This window comes from Streptomyces sp. BK208, assembly GCF_004364245.1.
In the GTDB taxonomy this organism is placed as follows: Bacteria; Actinomycetota; Actinomycetes; order Streptomycetales; family Streptomycetaceae; genus Streptomyces.
On sequence record NZ_SOAV01000016.1, the window covers coordinates 94617 to 108260 of the forward strand.

The 13644-nt window shown below is 73.6% G+C and carries 16 protein-coding genes; 12 read left to right on the top strand and 4 right to left on the bottom strand.

Annotated elements, in window-relative coordinates:
• Positions 1-71: 71 nt before the first annotated feature.
• The gene (locus EV562_RS31630; RefSeq protein ID WP_133890290.1) at positions 72-1058 is read right to left on the bottom strand and encodes a LysR family transcriptional regulator; all 987 of its coding nucleotides are present in this window, start codon (positions 1056-1058) and stop codon (positions 72-74) included.
• Positions 1059-1276: 218 nt separating this feature from the next.
• Here EV562_RS31630 and snpA point away from each other — a divergent pair, with 218 nt between their 5' ends.
• The gene (gene snpA / locus EV562_RS31635; protein WP_133890291.1) at positions 1277-1966 is read left to right on the top strand and encodes a snapalysin; all 690 of its coding nucleotides are present in this window, start codon (positions 1277-1279) and stop codon (positions 1964-1966) included.
• A gap of 135 nt (positions 1967-2101) precedes the next feature.
• A complete protein-coding gene (locus tag EV562_RS31640) occupies positions 2102-2362 on the top strand; it encodes a hypothetical protein (RefSeq protein WP_133890292.1) in 261 nt (86 codons plus the stop codon).
• 13 nt (positions 2363-2375) lie between these two features.
• On the opposite strand, the gene EV562_RS31645 is transcribed toward EV562_RS31640, so the two are convergent.
• Positions 2376-3062 (bottom strand): adenosylcobinamide amidohydrolase, encoded by a 687-nt coding sequence (locus EV562_RS31645; RefSeq protein ID WP_133890293.1) that lies wholly within the window; start codon positions 3060-3062, stop codon positions 2376-2378.
• Between the two features lie 193 nt (positions 3063-3255).
• Between EV562_RS31645 and EV562_RS31650 the strand changes: the two genes are divergently transcribed.
• Both EV562_RS31650 and EV562_RS31655 read left to right on the top strand, forming a co-directional pair.
• Positions 3256-3606 (top strand): hypothetical protein, encoded by a 351-nt coding sequence (locus EV562_RS31650; protein ID WP_133890294.1) that lies wholly within the window; start codon positions 3256-3258, stop codon positions 3604-3606.
• A 363-nt stretch (positions 3607-3969) separates the two neighbouring features.
• A complete protein-coding gene (locus EV562_RS31655; protein ID WP_133890295.1) occupies positions 3970-4407 on the top strand; it encodes a hypothetical protein in 438 nt (145 codons plus the stop codon).
• 17 nt (positions 4408-4424) lie between these two features.
• Here the strand turns inward: EV562_RS31655 and EV562_RS31660 are convergent, their stop codons facing one another.
• Both EV562_RS31660 and EV562_RS31665 read right to left on the bottom strand, forming a co-directional pair.
• Positions 4425-6146: an MFS transporter gene (locus EV562_RS31660; protein ID WP_133890296.1), complete on the bottom strand. Its 1722-nt coding sequence runs from the start codon at positions 6144-6146 to the stop codon at positions 4425-4427.
• On the bottom strand, positions 6143-6607 hold the full coding sequence (locus tag EV562_RS31665) for a MarR family transcriptional regulator (RefSeq protein ID WP_208298466.1): 465 nt from the start codon (positions 6605-6607) through the stop codon (positions 6143-6145). Before EV562_RS31665 ends, EV562_RS31660 begins: the two co-directional genes overlap by 4 nt.
• Positions 6608-6718: 111 nt before the next feature.
• Between EV562_RS31665 and EV562_RS31670 the strand changes: the two genes are divergently transcribed.
• The 8 genes from EV562_RS31670 (at position 6719) to EV562_RS31705 (ending at position 13530) form a co-directional block, all read left to right on the top strand.
• Positions 6719-7411: a GAF and ANTAR domain-containing protein gene (locus EV562_RS31670; protein WP_133890298.1), complete on the top strand. Its 693-nt coding sequence runs from the start codon at positions 6719-6721 to the stop codon at positions 7409-7411.
• 156 nt (positions 7412-7567) lie between these two features.
• Positions 7568-9211, top strand: a complete 1644-nt coding sequence (locus tag EV562_RS31675; RefSeq protein WP_133890299.1) for an ATP-binding protein — start codon at positions 7568-7570, stop codon at positions 9209-9211.
• A complete protein-coding gene (locus tag EV562_RS31680) occupies positions 9208-9615 on the top strand; it encodes a roadblock/LC7 domain-containing protein (RefSeq protein ID WP_133890300.1) in 408 nt (135 codons plus the stop codon). The genes EV562_RS31675 and EV562_RS31680 overlap by 4 nt, the downstream gene beginning before the upstream one ends.
• Positions 9612-9959 carry a DUF742 domain-containing protein gene (locus tag EV562_RS31685; protein ID WP_133890301.1) on the top strand — a complete coding sequence of 116 codons (348 nt, stop codon included), beginning with the start codon at positions 9612-9614 and terminating at the stop codon, positions 9957-9959. The genes EV562_RS31680 and EV562_RS31685 overlap by 4 nt, the downstream gene beginning before the upstream one ends.
• Complete coding sequence (locus tag EV562_RS31690; protein ID WP_208298467.1) at positions 9940-10572, top strand: ATP/GTP-binding protein; 633 nt, start codon at positions 9940-9942, stop codon at positions 10570-10572. Before EV562_RS31685 ends, EV562_RS31690 begins: the two co-directional genes overlap by 20 nt.
• Positions 10569-11810, top strand: coding sequence for a cytochrome P450 (locus EV562_RS31695; protein ID WP_133890302.1), 1242 nt, complete (start codon positions 10569-10571; stop codon positions 11808-11810). Before EV562_RS31690 ends, EV562_RS31695 begins: the two co-directional genes overlap by 4 nt.
• Positions 11807-13027, top strand: a complete 1221-nt coding sequence (locus EV562_RS31700; RefSeq protein ID WP_133890303.1) for a cytochrome P450 — start codon at positions 11807-11809, stop codon at positions 13025-13027. Before EV562_RS31695 ends, EV562_RS31700 begins: the two co-directional genes overlap by 4 nt.
• Before the next feature lie 98 nt (positions 13028-13125).
• Complete coding sequence (locus EV562_RS31705; protein WP_133890304.1) at positions 13126-13530, top strand: hypothetical protein; 405 nt, start codon at positions 13126-13128, stop codon at positions 13528-13530.
• Positions 13531-13644: the final 114 nt, after the last annotated feature.

Genomic DNA, 13644 nt, shown 5'->3' on the forward strand with positions numbered 1-13644 from the left:
CAATCACTCCATTGGCCGGTGCCTGGCGCCTCCGAGCCCGGGGCTGACCGACGGGCCGGCGCGCGGGGTCTTCAGCGGGCTCGCACGAACTCCACCCGGCCGACTCCCGTCGCCGTCGCCGGACAGCGTGGCAGCGTGCGGACCCCTCCCCCTTCCAGCCACTCCCGGTAGGCGGGGGACTGGCGGGCGACCTCCCAGTACGCGTCCTCCAGGGCCGGGAAGACGGCGTCCAGCTCGGCCCGGGTGCGGGCGGCCAGCAGCAGACGTACGCCGAGGGGGTCGCCGTGCAGGCGCCGTACGGCCATGTCGGCGCGGGACAGGGAGCTGGGCTGGCAGACCGTGACGACCTCGCCGGTGGCGACCAGGGAGGCGGCGGTGTGGTAGTCGCCGTGCAGCACCCGGGGGTTGAGGCCGACGGCGCGCAGCATGCGGTGCACGCCGTCCCACTCGCCGTCGACGGTGGGGTCCACCATCCACCGGTCGTCGGCCAGGTCGGCGAGCCGGACCACGGGGCGGACGGCCGCGGGGTGGTCGGCGGGCAGCATGACGAACTGCGGTTCGCGCTCGACCAGGACCCGCAGCCGCAGGCCCTCGGGGATGTGCAGGGCACTGCCCTCGACCTCGTGCACGAAGGCGACGTCGAGCTGGCCGTCGGCGACCCGGCGCAGCAGCGCGTTGGCGGAGACGTCCATCTGCAGGGTGGGTTCCAGGCCCGGCCGTCTGAGCCGGCGCAGCCAGCCGGCCAGGGCCCGGCTGGCCGTGGAGCCGACCCGCAGCCTGCTGTCACCGCCGGCCGCGGCGGCGCGGGCCTCGCGGACCAGCACGCTCATGTCGGCCAGCAGCGGGCGGGCCCGGCCTAGCACGGTCCGGCCGAGCGGGGTGGGGTGGCAGCCGGTGCGCTCCCGCACGAACAGAGGGCCGCCCAGGGCCTGTTCGATGCGGACCAGCTGGGTGCTCAACGTGGGCTGGGCGACGCCCAGTTGACGTGCGGCACGGTGCAGGCTGCCGGCGTCGGCGATGGCGCACAGCGCACGTAGGTGCCTCACCTCGAGCTCCATGCAGGGAGCGTAAGGCGGAACAGTTGGTTGCGCCAGGTGAACAAAAGGCGGCGGAACAGGGCGAGTTCTGCACTCTGGTCAAAGCTGCAACGACTGGCCGGTTCGGGTGGGCGATAGGCCCGCCCTATCACCTGTTGCCATCATCACAGCGGGCTCATGGGCGCCCCACACTCACCGGTGACGACTTCTCCCCACTCCCCCACTTCAAGGAGTCATCGATGCGTATCACCCTCCCCCTGCTGTCCGCCGCGGCCGGCCTCGGTCTGACCGCCGCCGTGCTCGGCGCCGGCCCCGCCACCACGGCCGCGGCGCCCCAGGAGCCGGTCCGGGCCGCCCAGTCCGGCTACCTGCCCTCGGCCGGATCCGGCGAGGACGCGGCCGCCAACCGCGCGTTCTTCGAGGCGGTCGTCAAGTCGGTCGCCAAGAAGCGCGCCGCGAACCCGTCGGCGTCGGCCGCCGCCGCCGTCACCGTCTACTACAGCGCCGCCAACGCGCCGAGCTTCCGTACGCAGATATCCCGCTCCGCCCAGATCTGGAACAGCTCGGTGTCCAACGTGCGGCTCGCGGAGTCGAGTTCCGGCGCGGACTTCGCGTACTACGAGGGCAACGACTCGCGCGGCTCGTACGCCTCCACCGACGGGCACGGCAGAGGCTACATCCTGCTCGACTACCGGCAGAACCAGCAGTACGACTCGACCCGGGTGACCGCCCACGAGACCGGGCACGTGCTGGGTCTGCCCGACCACTACACCGGGCCGTGCAGCGAGCTGATGTCGGGCGGCGGCCCCGGCACGTCCTGCACCAACCCCTACCCGAACTCCACCGAGCGCAGCCGGGTCAACCAGCTGTGGGCCAACGGCTTCCAGGCGGCGCTCGACAAGGCGCTGGAGAAGTCCGCCCAGCGCTGACGCCGGCGGACAACCGTGCGGGCGGCCCGGCCGGGCCGCCCGCACGCATGTGTGCGTCCCTCCCGCGCCGCTTGCGCAACCTCCCGCCGGGTACCCGCAGTTCACTTGGCAGCGGCAATCCTGAAGGAGTGGGACGTGGACGAGCGGAAGACCACCGTCGACGGCGGTCTCGGTGATCTGGAGCCGGGCACGAGACAGCGCGCGCAGTTGCGCGTACGCCTCACCGACACCGCGTGGACGGCACTGTGCGTGCTGCTCGCGCTGTGGGCCGTGTGGAGTGCCGTCGACCTCGCCCGCGGGGCGACGGCATGGGTGTACTGCGCCGTCGCCTGGGTGCTGCTCGCCGTGGCGCTGACCCTGCGGGTGGCGGCGGTCCGGCGCAGGACTTCGCTGTAGCCGCTCCCGGTCGTCACGAGAGGGCGGGCAGCGACGCGCCCACGGCCCGGTGGACGGCCCGGGCCAGCCGGGCGCCCCACGCGGAGCGAGGGCCCGCGAAGGCGTGCGCCTCGGCGCCCTCACGCGGGGTCCGGGCGGCGACGCACACCGCGTCCGTGGGGGTGCCGGAGCAGTCCAGGCCGGCGTCGAGCAGGGCCTGGACCTTGGCCTCGGTCGCCGTCATCACCGCGTTGACCAGGGCGGCGTCGCTCAGCGCCACGGGCAGCGCGGCGACGATGTTGATCGTTCCGGGAGGCGCGGCGCCCGTGGCGCCCTCCTCGGGCACGGCGGCCCACCCGCGTACCGAGATCCCGGCGGTCACCACGGCCTCCACGCCGCCGTCCCCCGCACGGCCGTGGGCGGACACGTCGGCGGCCGTCATCAGACCCACGCCCGGGCCGCGGGCCCCGGCGGCGCGGGCCAGGCCGGCCAGGTGCCGGTCCGGGTCCGTGCGCCGGTAGCCGTGGGCGACCTGGGCGTTGAGCACCCAGGCGCGCTCGGCGAGCCCGCCGCCCAGCACGGCGCTGCTGGCCATCCGCCAGCCCGGTCCGGGACGCCACAGCAGGGCGTGCAGCCGTTGTCCGTCCTCCACCCGGATCAGGTGCTCGAGGTCCAGCAGGCGGGCGGGCCCGGTGCGCGGCGGAGGCAGGAGGGCGGGCACGGCTCGGAGGCTCCCAGCGGCGGTCGGCGAGGGTCGGTGGCGGACCCGGACGATCGTACTCACCGCCGGTGGCCCCTCGGCCGGCCGCCCGGCCGGTCGGCCAGTCGGTCGGTCGCGGGGCGCGTTGCGGACCCGTGCCGGGGCACCTTCACTGAACAGAACTTCGCCACGAGGCGACGGATCGGAGGCCGCGATGCTGTCCCACACCCTGGAGCATGGGGTCCTGGTCATCACGGTGGACCAGGACCCGGGAATCGACGGGCGGGCCACGCTGACCACATACATCACCAACCTGGTCGACGCCCACCGGCCGGCCCCCGTCGTCATCGTCCTGACCGAGCGGGCCACCGGCCACGCCGCGGTCAGCGCGGTCCTCCGGGCCCATCAGTGGTGCGCGCGGCTCGACGTCCTGATGTCCGTCGTCACCCACAGCGCGCCGGTCCGGCGGCTGCTGGAGGCCAACGCCGACACCTCGGGTCCGCACCTGGTGGTGCACGCCCGCGTCGACACCGCGATCAGCACCGCGTTCACCGCGGCGGCCTAACGCCCCTGCGGGAGTTCCGGGCCGGCGGCCGGCACCGTCCGCCGTTCCGCCGCTCCACTGGCATCCGGGCCGGAGGCCGGGGGCGAAGACGTCGTAGTGGATGTACTCGGGCACTCCGCGGCACAGCAGGTCGCCGCTAGGTGGCACGCATGAAGGGCCCCGGGCCGCACAGACAGGCCGTGAGGCCCCCCGGGCGGTTCCAGGCCACTCAGGTCGGCGCGGCCGGTGGACGCCTGCGCTAGATTCGCCTTCCCCCGGGATGCGGGCCCTGTGCGGTGCGTCACCGGACCCTCGGCACCGGGGGCGAGCCGCTCGACGGGGGCGGCGCATCTGCACGGCTGGGCACACGGAACGGCGGCACCGATGGCAGTGGAAGACAGCGGCTCCCGCGACCCGGGAGGAAGCGCTCCCCTCCCCCGCGTGCTGTGCGACACGGCGCGGCTCGTGGCTCCGGACGACGACGCGCCCTCCGGCGCCCTGTGGAGGCTGGCGGAGCCCGGACGACAGCTCGACGCCAACGTCGTCCACCTCCCCGCCGGCGGTCGGGTGGGCACCCACACCGAGCCGGACCTGGACGTCCTGCTCCTCGTCCTCGACGGTGCGGCCCGCCTGGACTGCGCCGACGGCGAGCACCCCCTGCGCAGGGGAGTCCTGACGTGGCTGCCGCACGGCTCGACGCGGGCCGTGCTCGCCGGGCCCGACGGGGTCACTTACCTGACCGTGCACCGTCGGCGCCCGGGTCTGCGCGTCCAGCCGCCGGAGGCCGCCGACCGGCTGCGGCGGTCCCTCGGCGGGGCCTGATCAGCGGCGGGCGGCACTCACCGCGCCTCGGCCCGCAGTTGGGTGAGGGAGCGCGCCGTCAGGGGCCGGGGCTCCTCGTCGGGGTCGACGAGGACGACGGTGCAGGTGGCGGCGTGGGTGAGGGCGCTGGTGAAGCTGCCGTCGGCGAACTGGGCCAGCGGGCCGCGCGAGGAGCGGCCGACCGCGATCGTGCGGGCCCCCACCTCGGTGGCGTGCCGGGCCAGGGCGCGGCCCGCGGCGGCGTGGTCGCCGACGCCCGTGAGGATCTGACCGGTGGCGGCGACGCCGAGAGGGCCGAGCCGGTCGAGGTGCGCGGTGACGGCAGCCGTCGCCTCGGTCTCGGTCTCGGTCTCGGTGGCCTGTTCCTCGACGACCGCGGTCTGCCGTACGTGGACGATCTCGAGCGGGCTCGCGGTGTCGCGGGCCAGCCGTGCGGCGGCGTCCACGACGGCGGCCGCCTCGGAGCGGGCGCCGACGGCCACCACCACGGGCGGTACGCCGGCCTCGGCCGGAGCACCGACCGGGGTCAGGGTCGGGGCCATGGTCTCTTCCCCGCCGGTGTCCGTCTCGGCCCGGCTCAGCAGCCGGTGGCCGCTGGCCAGGACGGGGATGGCGAGGAGGAAGGTGGCGGCGCCGAGGTAGAAGGGCACGCTCAGGTCGGTGGCGTCGGCGAGCTTTCCGGCGACGTAGGGGGCCAGGCCGCCGCCGATGAAGCGCAGGAAGCCGTACGCGGAGGAGGCCACGGGGCGTTCCACCGGCGAGACGAGCATGACGGCCTGGGTGGTGAGGGTGTTGTTGATGCCGATGAAGGCGCCGCTGACGATGACCGCGACGATCACCGTCGTGGGCTCGGTGACCCCGGCGGCTATGACGGCCATGACGATCCCGAGGCCGAGCAGGTTGGCGTAGAGGACGGGCGCGGTGCCGTAGCGGGCCTGCAGGCGGGGGGCGAAGAAGACGCTGAAGGCGGCGACCAGCAGGCCCCAGCCGGTGAAGACCAGGCCGAGTTCGTGGGCCTCCAGCTCCATCGGGTACGGCGCGTAGCCGAGCATGGTGAAGAAGCCCCAGTTGTACAGCAGCGCCATGATGCCCATGGTGAGCAGGCCGCGGTGGCGCAGCGCCCTCAGCGGGGCGAGCGGTGAGGTGACCCGTTTCGGCTTGGGCAGGTCGGGGACGAAGGCGACGGTGGCGATCAGGGCCACGGCCATCAGGGCCGCGACGCCGAAGAAGGGGCCGCGCCAGCTGATGCCGCCCAGTTCGCCGCCGAGCAGCGGTCCGACGGCGATGCCGAGACCCAGCGCCGTCTCGTAGAGGATGATCGCGCCGCTGAAGCCGCCGCTGGCGGAGGCCACGATGACCGCGAGCGAGGTGGCGATGAACAGGGCGTTGCCCAGTCCCCAGCCGGCCCGGAAGCCGACGATGCCGTTGATGGAGCCGGTGGCGCCGGCCAGGGCGGCGAAGACGACGATGACGGCGAGGCCGGTGACCAGGGTGCGCTTGGCGCCGATACGGCTGGAGACCCAGCCGACGAAGAGCATGGCGACGGCGGTGACGATCAGGTAGCTGCTGAACAGCAGGGAGACCTGGCTGGGGGTGGCGTCGAGGCTCTCCGCCAGCGCCGGAAGGATCGGGTCGACCAGGCCGATGCCCATGAACGAGATGACACAGGCGAAGGCGACGGCCCAGACGGCCTTGGGCTGCCGGAAGGGGCTGGCGGCCTTTCCACGGGGTGCACTCATGCGCGGTCTTCCTCCGAGGTGTCCTGACGGTTGCGGATGACCCGGGCCAGGGCGAGCAGTGCGGTGCGGGTGGCCTGCCGCTCCGGCCCGGTCATGTCCTCCATGAGCCGGCGCAGGGCCCGGGAACGCTCCGCGCGCCGCCGGGCCAGGACCTCCAGGCCGGTGGACGTGACCGTCACGACCACGCCGCGGCCGTCGCTCGCGTCGGCGGTGCGCCCGACCAGCCCCGCGCGTTCCAGGCGCGTGACGAGCTGGGTCATGTTCGGCTGGGAGACGCCCTCGGCCCGGGCCAGCTCGGTCAGCCGCTGCGGGCCCTCGCGGCTCAGCCTGGCCAGCGTCGAGGAGGCGGCGGTGCTCAGACCCCCGGCGCCGGCGCTCTGCCGTACGTACCTGAGCATCTGCTCCACGGCGATGATCAGGTCGTCCGGCTCCGGGCCCGGGACCTGCGACGCGCTGTCCATAAGCACATGATGCAGTTAGATGTACCTTGAAACAAGGTGATCGTGCCGGCCTGTTCCCGTTGGGACTGCCGCGTGCGGGGCACTCCGCCAGGGAGCGAGGGAGGAACCGGCATGAACGACTGGCGCGGGTTCGCCGAGCAGATGGCCTCGTTGGCGCGCGATCTGCTGGCCCAGGAATCGCTGAACGACACCCTGGAGAGGATCACCGCCTCGGCCACGGAACTGGTGGAGGACTGCGACGCCGCCGGCATCCTCGTCCTGCGCGGCGGTCAGGTGCAGTCGCTGGCCCCCACCGAACAGGTCGTCGTCGACAGCGACGACCTGCAGGGGCGCCTCGGGGAGGGTCCCTGTCTCGACGCCGCCCGCTCGTCCTCCGGGGAGCGGCAGTTCCGGATCGCCGACTTCACCGACGAGGCCGAGCGCTGGCCCCGCTACGTCCCCGAGGCGCGCAAGCTCAACCTCGGCAGCATGATGGGGTTCCTGCTGTTCACCGAGGACGAGGACCTCGGCGCCCTGGACCTGTACTCCTACAGGCCCGGCGCCTTCTCGGCGGCCGACGAGACGGCCGGCTGGCTGCTGGCCTCGCACGCGGCGGTCGCCTTCTCCAGCGCCCGTACGCACGCCCAGCTGCAGGAGGCCATCGGCACCCGGCACACCATCGGGGAGGCCATGGGCATCCTCATGGGCAGACACCGCCTCACCGAGGACCAGGCCTTCGCGACCCTGCGCCGGTACTCACAGGACAACAACGTCAAACTGCGCGACGTGGCGGCGCGGGTCTGTGAACGGGGCGGGCCTCCCTGAGGGAACAAGCAAGAAGATGAACAAGTTTCCTCCTTTCGGATCACTAACCCTCGTATAGTGATCGCCAGTTGAGTGCCGTGTGACAGTCCGCTGCTCGCATGCGCCCCGTTGGACGACACGAGGGCCGCCTCCGGCGGCCTGGCGAGGACCCGATTGATGACCGCGCCCGCCCGCCCCGGCGACCGCCCCCCTCCCCGCGCCCTCGCAGCAGTGGCCCTGCCGTGCGCCGTCGTGTCGGCGCTGGTCGTCGGCGGCGCCGTCGCCGCCGCGCCCCCCTCGGTACGCCTTCCGCTCGGCCTGGGCGCCGGCGCCGCGGCGATCCTGCTCTGCGCGGCGCTGACGGCGGCCGTGCACGCCGTCCGCGCGGAGCGGGCCGCGCGCCGGCTGCTGGCGGCCACCCGGAGGGAGGCGGACGCCGAACGGGCCCGCGCCGCCGCCGAGGCCGATCGTGAACGCGGCTCCCTGGTCGCCGAGTTCACGCGCGGGCGGGAACGGCTCGCGGACGGTTTCGCACAGGAGCGCGCGCGTCTGGAGAACGAGCGGGCCCAGGAGGTGGCACGGCTCACCGAGGGGACCGCCCGCCTCGACGCACGGCTCAAACGCGCCACCGCCGAACGTGCCGCCGCCGTGTCCGCGACGGCGAACGCGGCCGGCCGCATGCAGGCGCTGGCCACCGGCATGCTGGCCGACCTGCGGGCCATGGAGGAGCGGCACAGCGACGAGGAGGTCCTGGCCGACCTGCTCCACCTCGACCACCGCACCGCGCAGGCGGGGCGGCTCGCCGACTCCGTCGCCGTGCTCACCGGCGCCCGCTCCGGCCGCCGTTGGGCGCGGCCGATCGGCATGGAGTCCATTCTGCGCGGCGCCATGGGCCGGATCGCCGGCTACCAGCGGGTGCGCGTGCACTCCACGAGCGACACCGCGGTCGCCGGGCACGCCGCCGAGGGTGTCATGCACGCCCTGGCCGAACTCCTCGACAACGCGGCGAACTTCTCCCCGCCGACGGCGGAGGTCCACGTGTACGTCGAGGAGGTGCCGGCCGGGGTCATCGTGTCCGTGGAGGACAGCGGGCTGGTGATGGGCGACGTGCAACTGCGCCGGGCCCAGCAGGCGGTGGCCGGTGAGACGGCGGGGCTCGGCGGTCTGACCGGCACCCGGCTGGGCCTGGCCGTCGTGGGACGGCTGTCGGCCAAGTACGGGCTGAAGGTGTCCTTCCGGCCGTCCGCACGCGGCGGCACGGGCGTCCTGATGCTCGTCCCCCAGGACATCCTGAGCGGCCCCGCCGTCGCGGAGGCACCGGCGGCGGTGACGGTGGCGGTCCCGGCCGACCGGCAGGACACCCCGGCGCCGCCCGCCGCCGAACCGGTCCCGGTCACGGCCGCCGAACCGTCGCCCGTCCACGACCTCGCCGACCGGGCCGACCGGAGCAGGGACAGCGACGGCGGCCGGGACCGGGCACGGGAAGAGGACCTGGACGGAGCCGGCGACCGGGACCGTCACGGAACCGGCGGCCAGGACCCGGCCCCGGCCCCGGCGACGGACCCGTCCTTGCCCACGGAGCTGCCCAAACGCCGCCGCGGCCGGACCCTGGCCGCCGCCGAACGCGCCCGCGCCGCCGCCCGCACCGCCGAGCCGCGCCCCGCCCCGTCGGCCGACGAGGCGAAGGCACGCGCCGCCCGCTTCAGCAGCTTCCGCCAGGCCGTCAGGAACACCACCGGCGCCACCCCCGAACCGGCCGAGGCAGCCCCCGACCACCCGTCCCCCTCACCCGCGCACCCGGAAGGCGACACCACTCCATGACCGGCTCGACCACCGCCGACGAGAAGCTCACCTGGCTCATCGAGGGCCTCCTGGAGCGCACTCCGGGCGCGCGGCACGCGCTCGTCCTCTCCCGTGACGGACTCAAGCTGTGCCGCACCCCGGAACTCTCCGTCGACCAGGCCGACCAGCTGTCCGCCATCGCCGCCGGCATCCAGTCGCTGTCCCACGGCGCCTCCGTGGAGTTCGGCGACGGCAGCGGCGGCGTGCGCTCGGCGATGACCGAGTTCTACGGCGGCATCCTGTTCATCGTGGAGGCCGGTTCGGGCGCCCACCTGGCCGTCGTCACCTCGGAGGACGCGGACGCGGGACTCGTCGGGCACAACATGAGCGAGCTGATCGAACAGCTCGGCGAACACCTCACCGCGCAGCCGCGCACGTCATGAGCCGCCCCGGCAGGGACGACGCGCCCGACCGCCTGTACACCGTCACGCAGGGACGCAGCAGCTCGGGCTCCGACCATCCCTTCGACCTGGTCACCCTCGTGGTCGCCGAGTGCGAACCGACCCCCGGCATGCAGTCGGAGCACACGGCGATCCTGCGGCTGGCCGAGGCGCCCACGGCGGTGGTGGAGATCGCCGCCGAACTGCGGCTCCCGGTGAGCATCACCAAGATCCTGCTCTCCGACCTGCACGCCGCCGGCCGGGTGAGCGCACGTCACCCGCACACCGCAGCCGTTCCCGACCCCGACATCCTGGAGCAGGTGCTCGTTGGACTCCGCAATCTCTGACGCCCGTACCCCGGCGAGCGCCCCGGAGCGCACCCCGCTGGGCGCGTCCGCAGACAACGGCCTGAAGATCGTGGTCGTGGGCGGGTTCGGGGTCGGCAAGACGACCATGGTCCGCTCGGTCAGCGAGATTCGTCCCCTCAACACCGAGGAGACGATGACGCAGGCCGGTGCGGCGGTCGACGACATCAGCGAGGTGAGCGGCAAGTCCGCGACGACCGTCGCCTTCGACTTCGGCCGCATCAGCCTCGACGCGCACAACGTGCTGTACCTGTTCGGCGCGCCCGGCCAGGAACGGTTCTGGTTCCTGTGGGACCGGCTGTTCTCCGGCACCCTCGGGGCGGTCGTGCTCGTCGACACCCGGCGCATCGACGACTCCTGGTACGCCATCGACCGCCTGGAGCACCACGGCACGCCGTTCATCGTCGCCTGCAACGACTTCGGCGGCCCTGAGCATGCGCCCGAGGCGGTCCGCGAGGCCCTGGACCTGGACCCGCGGGTGCCGCTGGTGTCCTGCGACGCCAGGTCCCGCGAGTCCAGCAAGCAGGTGCTGATCACGCTGGTCGAGCATCTGCGGACCCGTTACGCCGCCCCACCCCGACAGGAGTTCGTGTGAGCACCGACGCCCGCGACGTCCAGGACGCCGTACCGCTCGGCGGACCCCGCTTCCAGACCGAACCGGCCCTGCTGTACCGGCAGATGAGGCGCGAGCACGGCGCCGTCACACCGGTGGTGCTGGACGGCGGCGTACCGGCCTGGCTGGTGCTCGGCTACCGCGAGCTGCACCAGGTGACCGGCGACCCGGTGCTGTTCAGCCGGGACTCGGACCTGTGGAACCAGTGGGAGAACATCCCCGACGACTGGCCGCTGCTGCCGATGATCGGCCGCAAGCAGCCGTCGATCCTGTACACGGTCGGGGAGCGGCACCGCGAGCGCGCCGCGATGATCAGCGACGCGCTGGAGGCCGTCGACCCGCACCTGCTGCGGGCCCACGCCGAGCGGTTCGCCGACGAACTCGTCGACCGGCTGTGCGCGAAGGGCGAGGCCGACCTCGTCGGCGACTACGCCATGCTGCTGCCGGTGCGGGTGCTGGCCCGCCTGTACGGCTTCTCCGACGAGCAGGGCCCGGCGCTGGTCACCGCGCTCAACGACATGATCGACGGCAGGGAGCGGGCCCTGGCGGGCCAGACGCACCTCGGCACGTCGATGGCGACGCTGCTGGCCGAACGGAAGGCGGCGCCCGCCGACGACGTCGCCTCCCGGATGCTGGCCGACGACAGCGGCTTCAGCGAGGAGGAGATCGCCCAGGACCTGATGGTCATGATGGCGGCGGGTCACCAGCCGACGGCGGACTGGATCGGCAACTCACTGCGGCTGATGCTGACCGACGACCGCTTCGCCGCCTCCCTCTTCGGCGGCCGCAACAGTGTCGCCGAGGCCATGAACGAGGTGCTGTGGGAGGACACGCCCACGCAGAACGTGGCCGGCCGCTGGGCCGCGCGGGACACGCAGCTCGGCGGGCGCCGCATCCGCGCCGGCGACCTGGTGCTGCTCGGGCTGCAGGGCGCCAACTCGGACCCGCAGGTGCGCACCGACGGCTCCGCGCTCACCGGCGGCAACAACGCGCACTTCTCCTTCGGCCACGGAGAGCACCGCTGCCCGTTCCCCGCGCAGGAGGTCGCCGAGGTCATCGCGCGCACCGGCATCGAGGTCGTGCTCGACCGGCTGCCGGACATCGACCTGGCGGTGCCCGCCGGGTCCCTCACCCGTCGCCCCTCGCCCTGGCTGCGGGGGCTGACCGAGTTGCCCGTGCGGTTCACCCCGACCACTGCCCTGGGAGGCACGTCAGCATGACGACCGGTACCGAAGAAGCCCGGATCCCGCTGGACCCGTTCGTCACCGACCTGGACGGCGAGGGCGCGCGGCTGCGCGCGGCCGGGCCGCTGGCCGCCGTGGAACTGCCGGGCGGCGTGCCGGTCTGGGCGGTCACGCACCACGCGGAGGCCAAGGCGCTCCTGACGGACCCCCGGCTGGTCAAGGACATCGAGGTGTGGGGTGCCTGGCGGCGCGGCGAGATCCCCGCCGACTGGCCGCTGATCGGACTGGCCAACCCGGGCCGCTCGATGCTCACCGTGGACGGGGCCGAGCACCGCCGGCTGCGCACCCTGGTGGCGCAGGCGCTCACGGCACGCCGGGTGGAGCACATGCGGGGGCGGATCACCGAGCTGACCGACCGGCTGCTCGACGAACTGCCCGCGGACGGCGTCGTCGACCTCAAGGCGGCCTTCGCCTACCCGCTGCCCATGTACGTCATCGCCGACCTGATGGGCATCGACGAGGCGCGGCTGCCCCGCCTGAAGGTGCTGTTCGAGAAGTTCTTCTCGACGCAGACGCCGCCCGAGGAGGTCGTGGCGACCCTCACCGAACTGGCCTCGGTCATGGGGGAGACGGTCGCCGCGAAGCGCGCGGCGCCCGGTGACGACCTGACGAGCGCGCTGATCCAGGCGTCCGAGAACGGCGACCACCTCACCGACGCGGAGATCGTCTCCACCCTCCAGCTCATGGTGGCGGCCGGGCACGAGACGACGATCTCGCTGATCGTCAACGCCGTGGTGAACCTGTCCGCCCATCCCGAGCAGCGGGACCTGGTGCTCTCCGGGAAGGCCGACTGGTCCGCCGTGATCGAGGAGACGCTGCGCTTCTCGACGCCGACGTCGCACGTCCTGATCCGGTTCGCCACCGAGGACGTGCCGGTGGGCGAGAAGGTGATACCCGCCGGGGACGCGCTGATCGTGTCGTACGGCGCGCTGGGCCGTGACGAGCGGGCGCACGGTCCGACGGCGGGCTCCTTCGACGTCACGCGCACCTCCGGGAACCGGCACATCTCCTTCGGCCACGGCCCGCACGTGTGCCCGGGCGCCGCCCTGTCGCGGATGGAGGCCGGCGTGGCCCTCCCGGCGCTCTACGCCCGCTTCCCGCGCCTGGACCTGGCGGTGCCGGTCGCCGAGCTGCGCAACAAGCCGGTGGTCACGCAGAACGACCTGTTCGAGCTGCCGGTCAGGCTGGCCTGACGGCGACCGGCTTCGGCCGGGTCTCCCACCCGCGGGGCGTTTGCTTCCCTCCCCGCGGGTAACTCCGGCATTTCGGACGCCGACCCCCGGGAGTCGCCATGTGGAAGCGCAAGGGCAGAAAGGGCCGTCGGACCGCCGAGCCGGTCCCCGTGGAACTGTGCGACCTGTGCGCCAGGGTCTTCCCCGAGAACGAGTCCGTGACCGGCTACGTGCCGGACTCCTCCGCGGCGCACGCCGTCAACGAGCACGTCGACGGGCTCCGGCTCATCACCACGTGCTCGGACGAACACTTCGACGTGATCAAGGAAGGGTACGCGCAGCGGCCCTTCGTGGACGAGGAACTGTGGGCGGCGAAGCTGACCCGCGTCCTGACCGCCGGGCCGCAGGCCCTCTCCATGGAGCAGCTCGGCTGCCGGACGGGCCTCCAGGAGTCCCAGATACGCGCCGGCATCGCCTGGCACAACGAGCGTATGCGGGAGGCCCAGCAGCGCTCCGATCCCTGAGGCCGGGACCACCGGCCGCTCCCCCGTCCGGCGAGCCCTTGCGGGGCCGCCGGACGGGCCGTCCGGGTGCACCGACGTTTGCCCGGGCGGCGGCCGGGTCACTCAGTTCCCCGT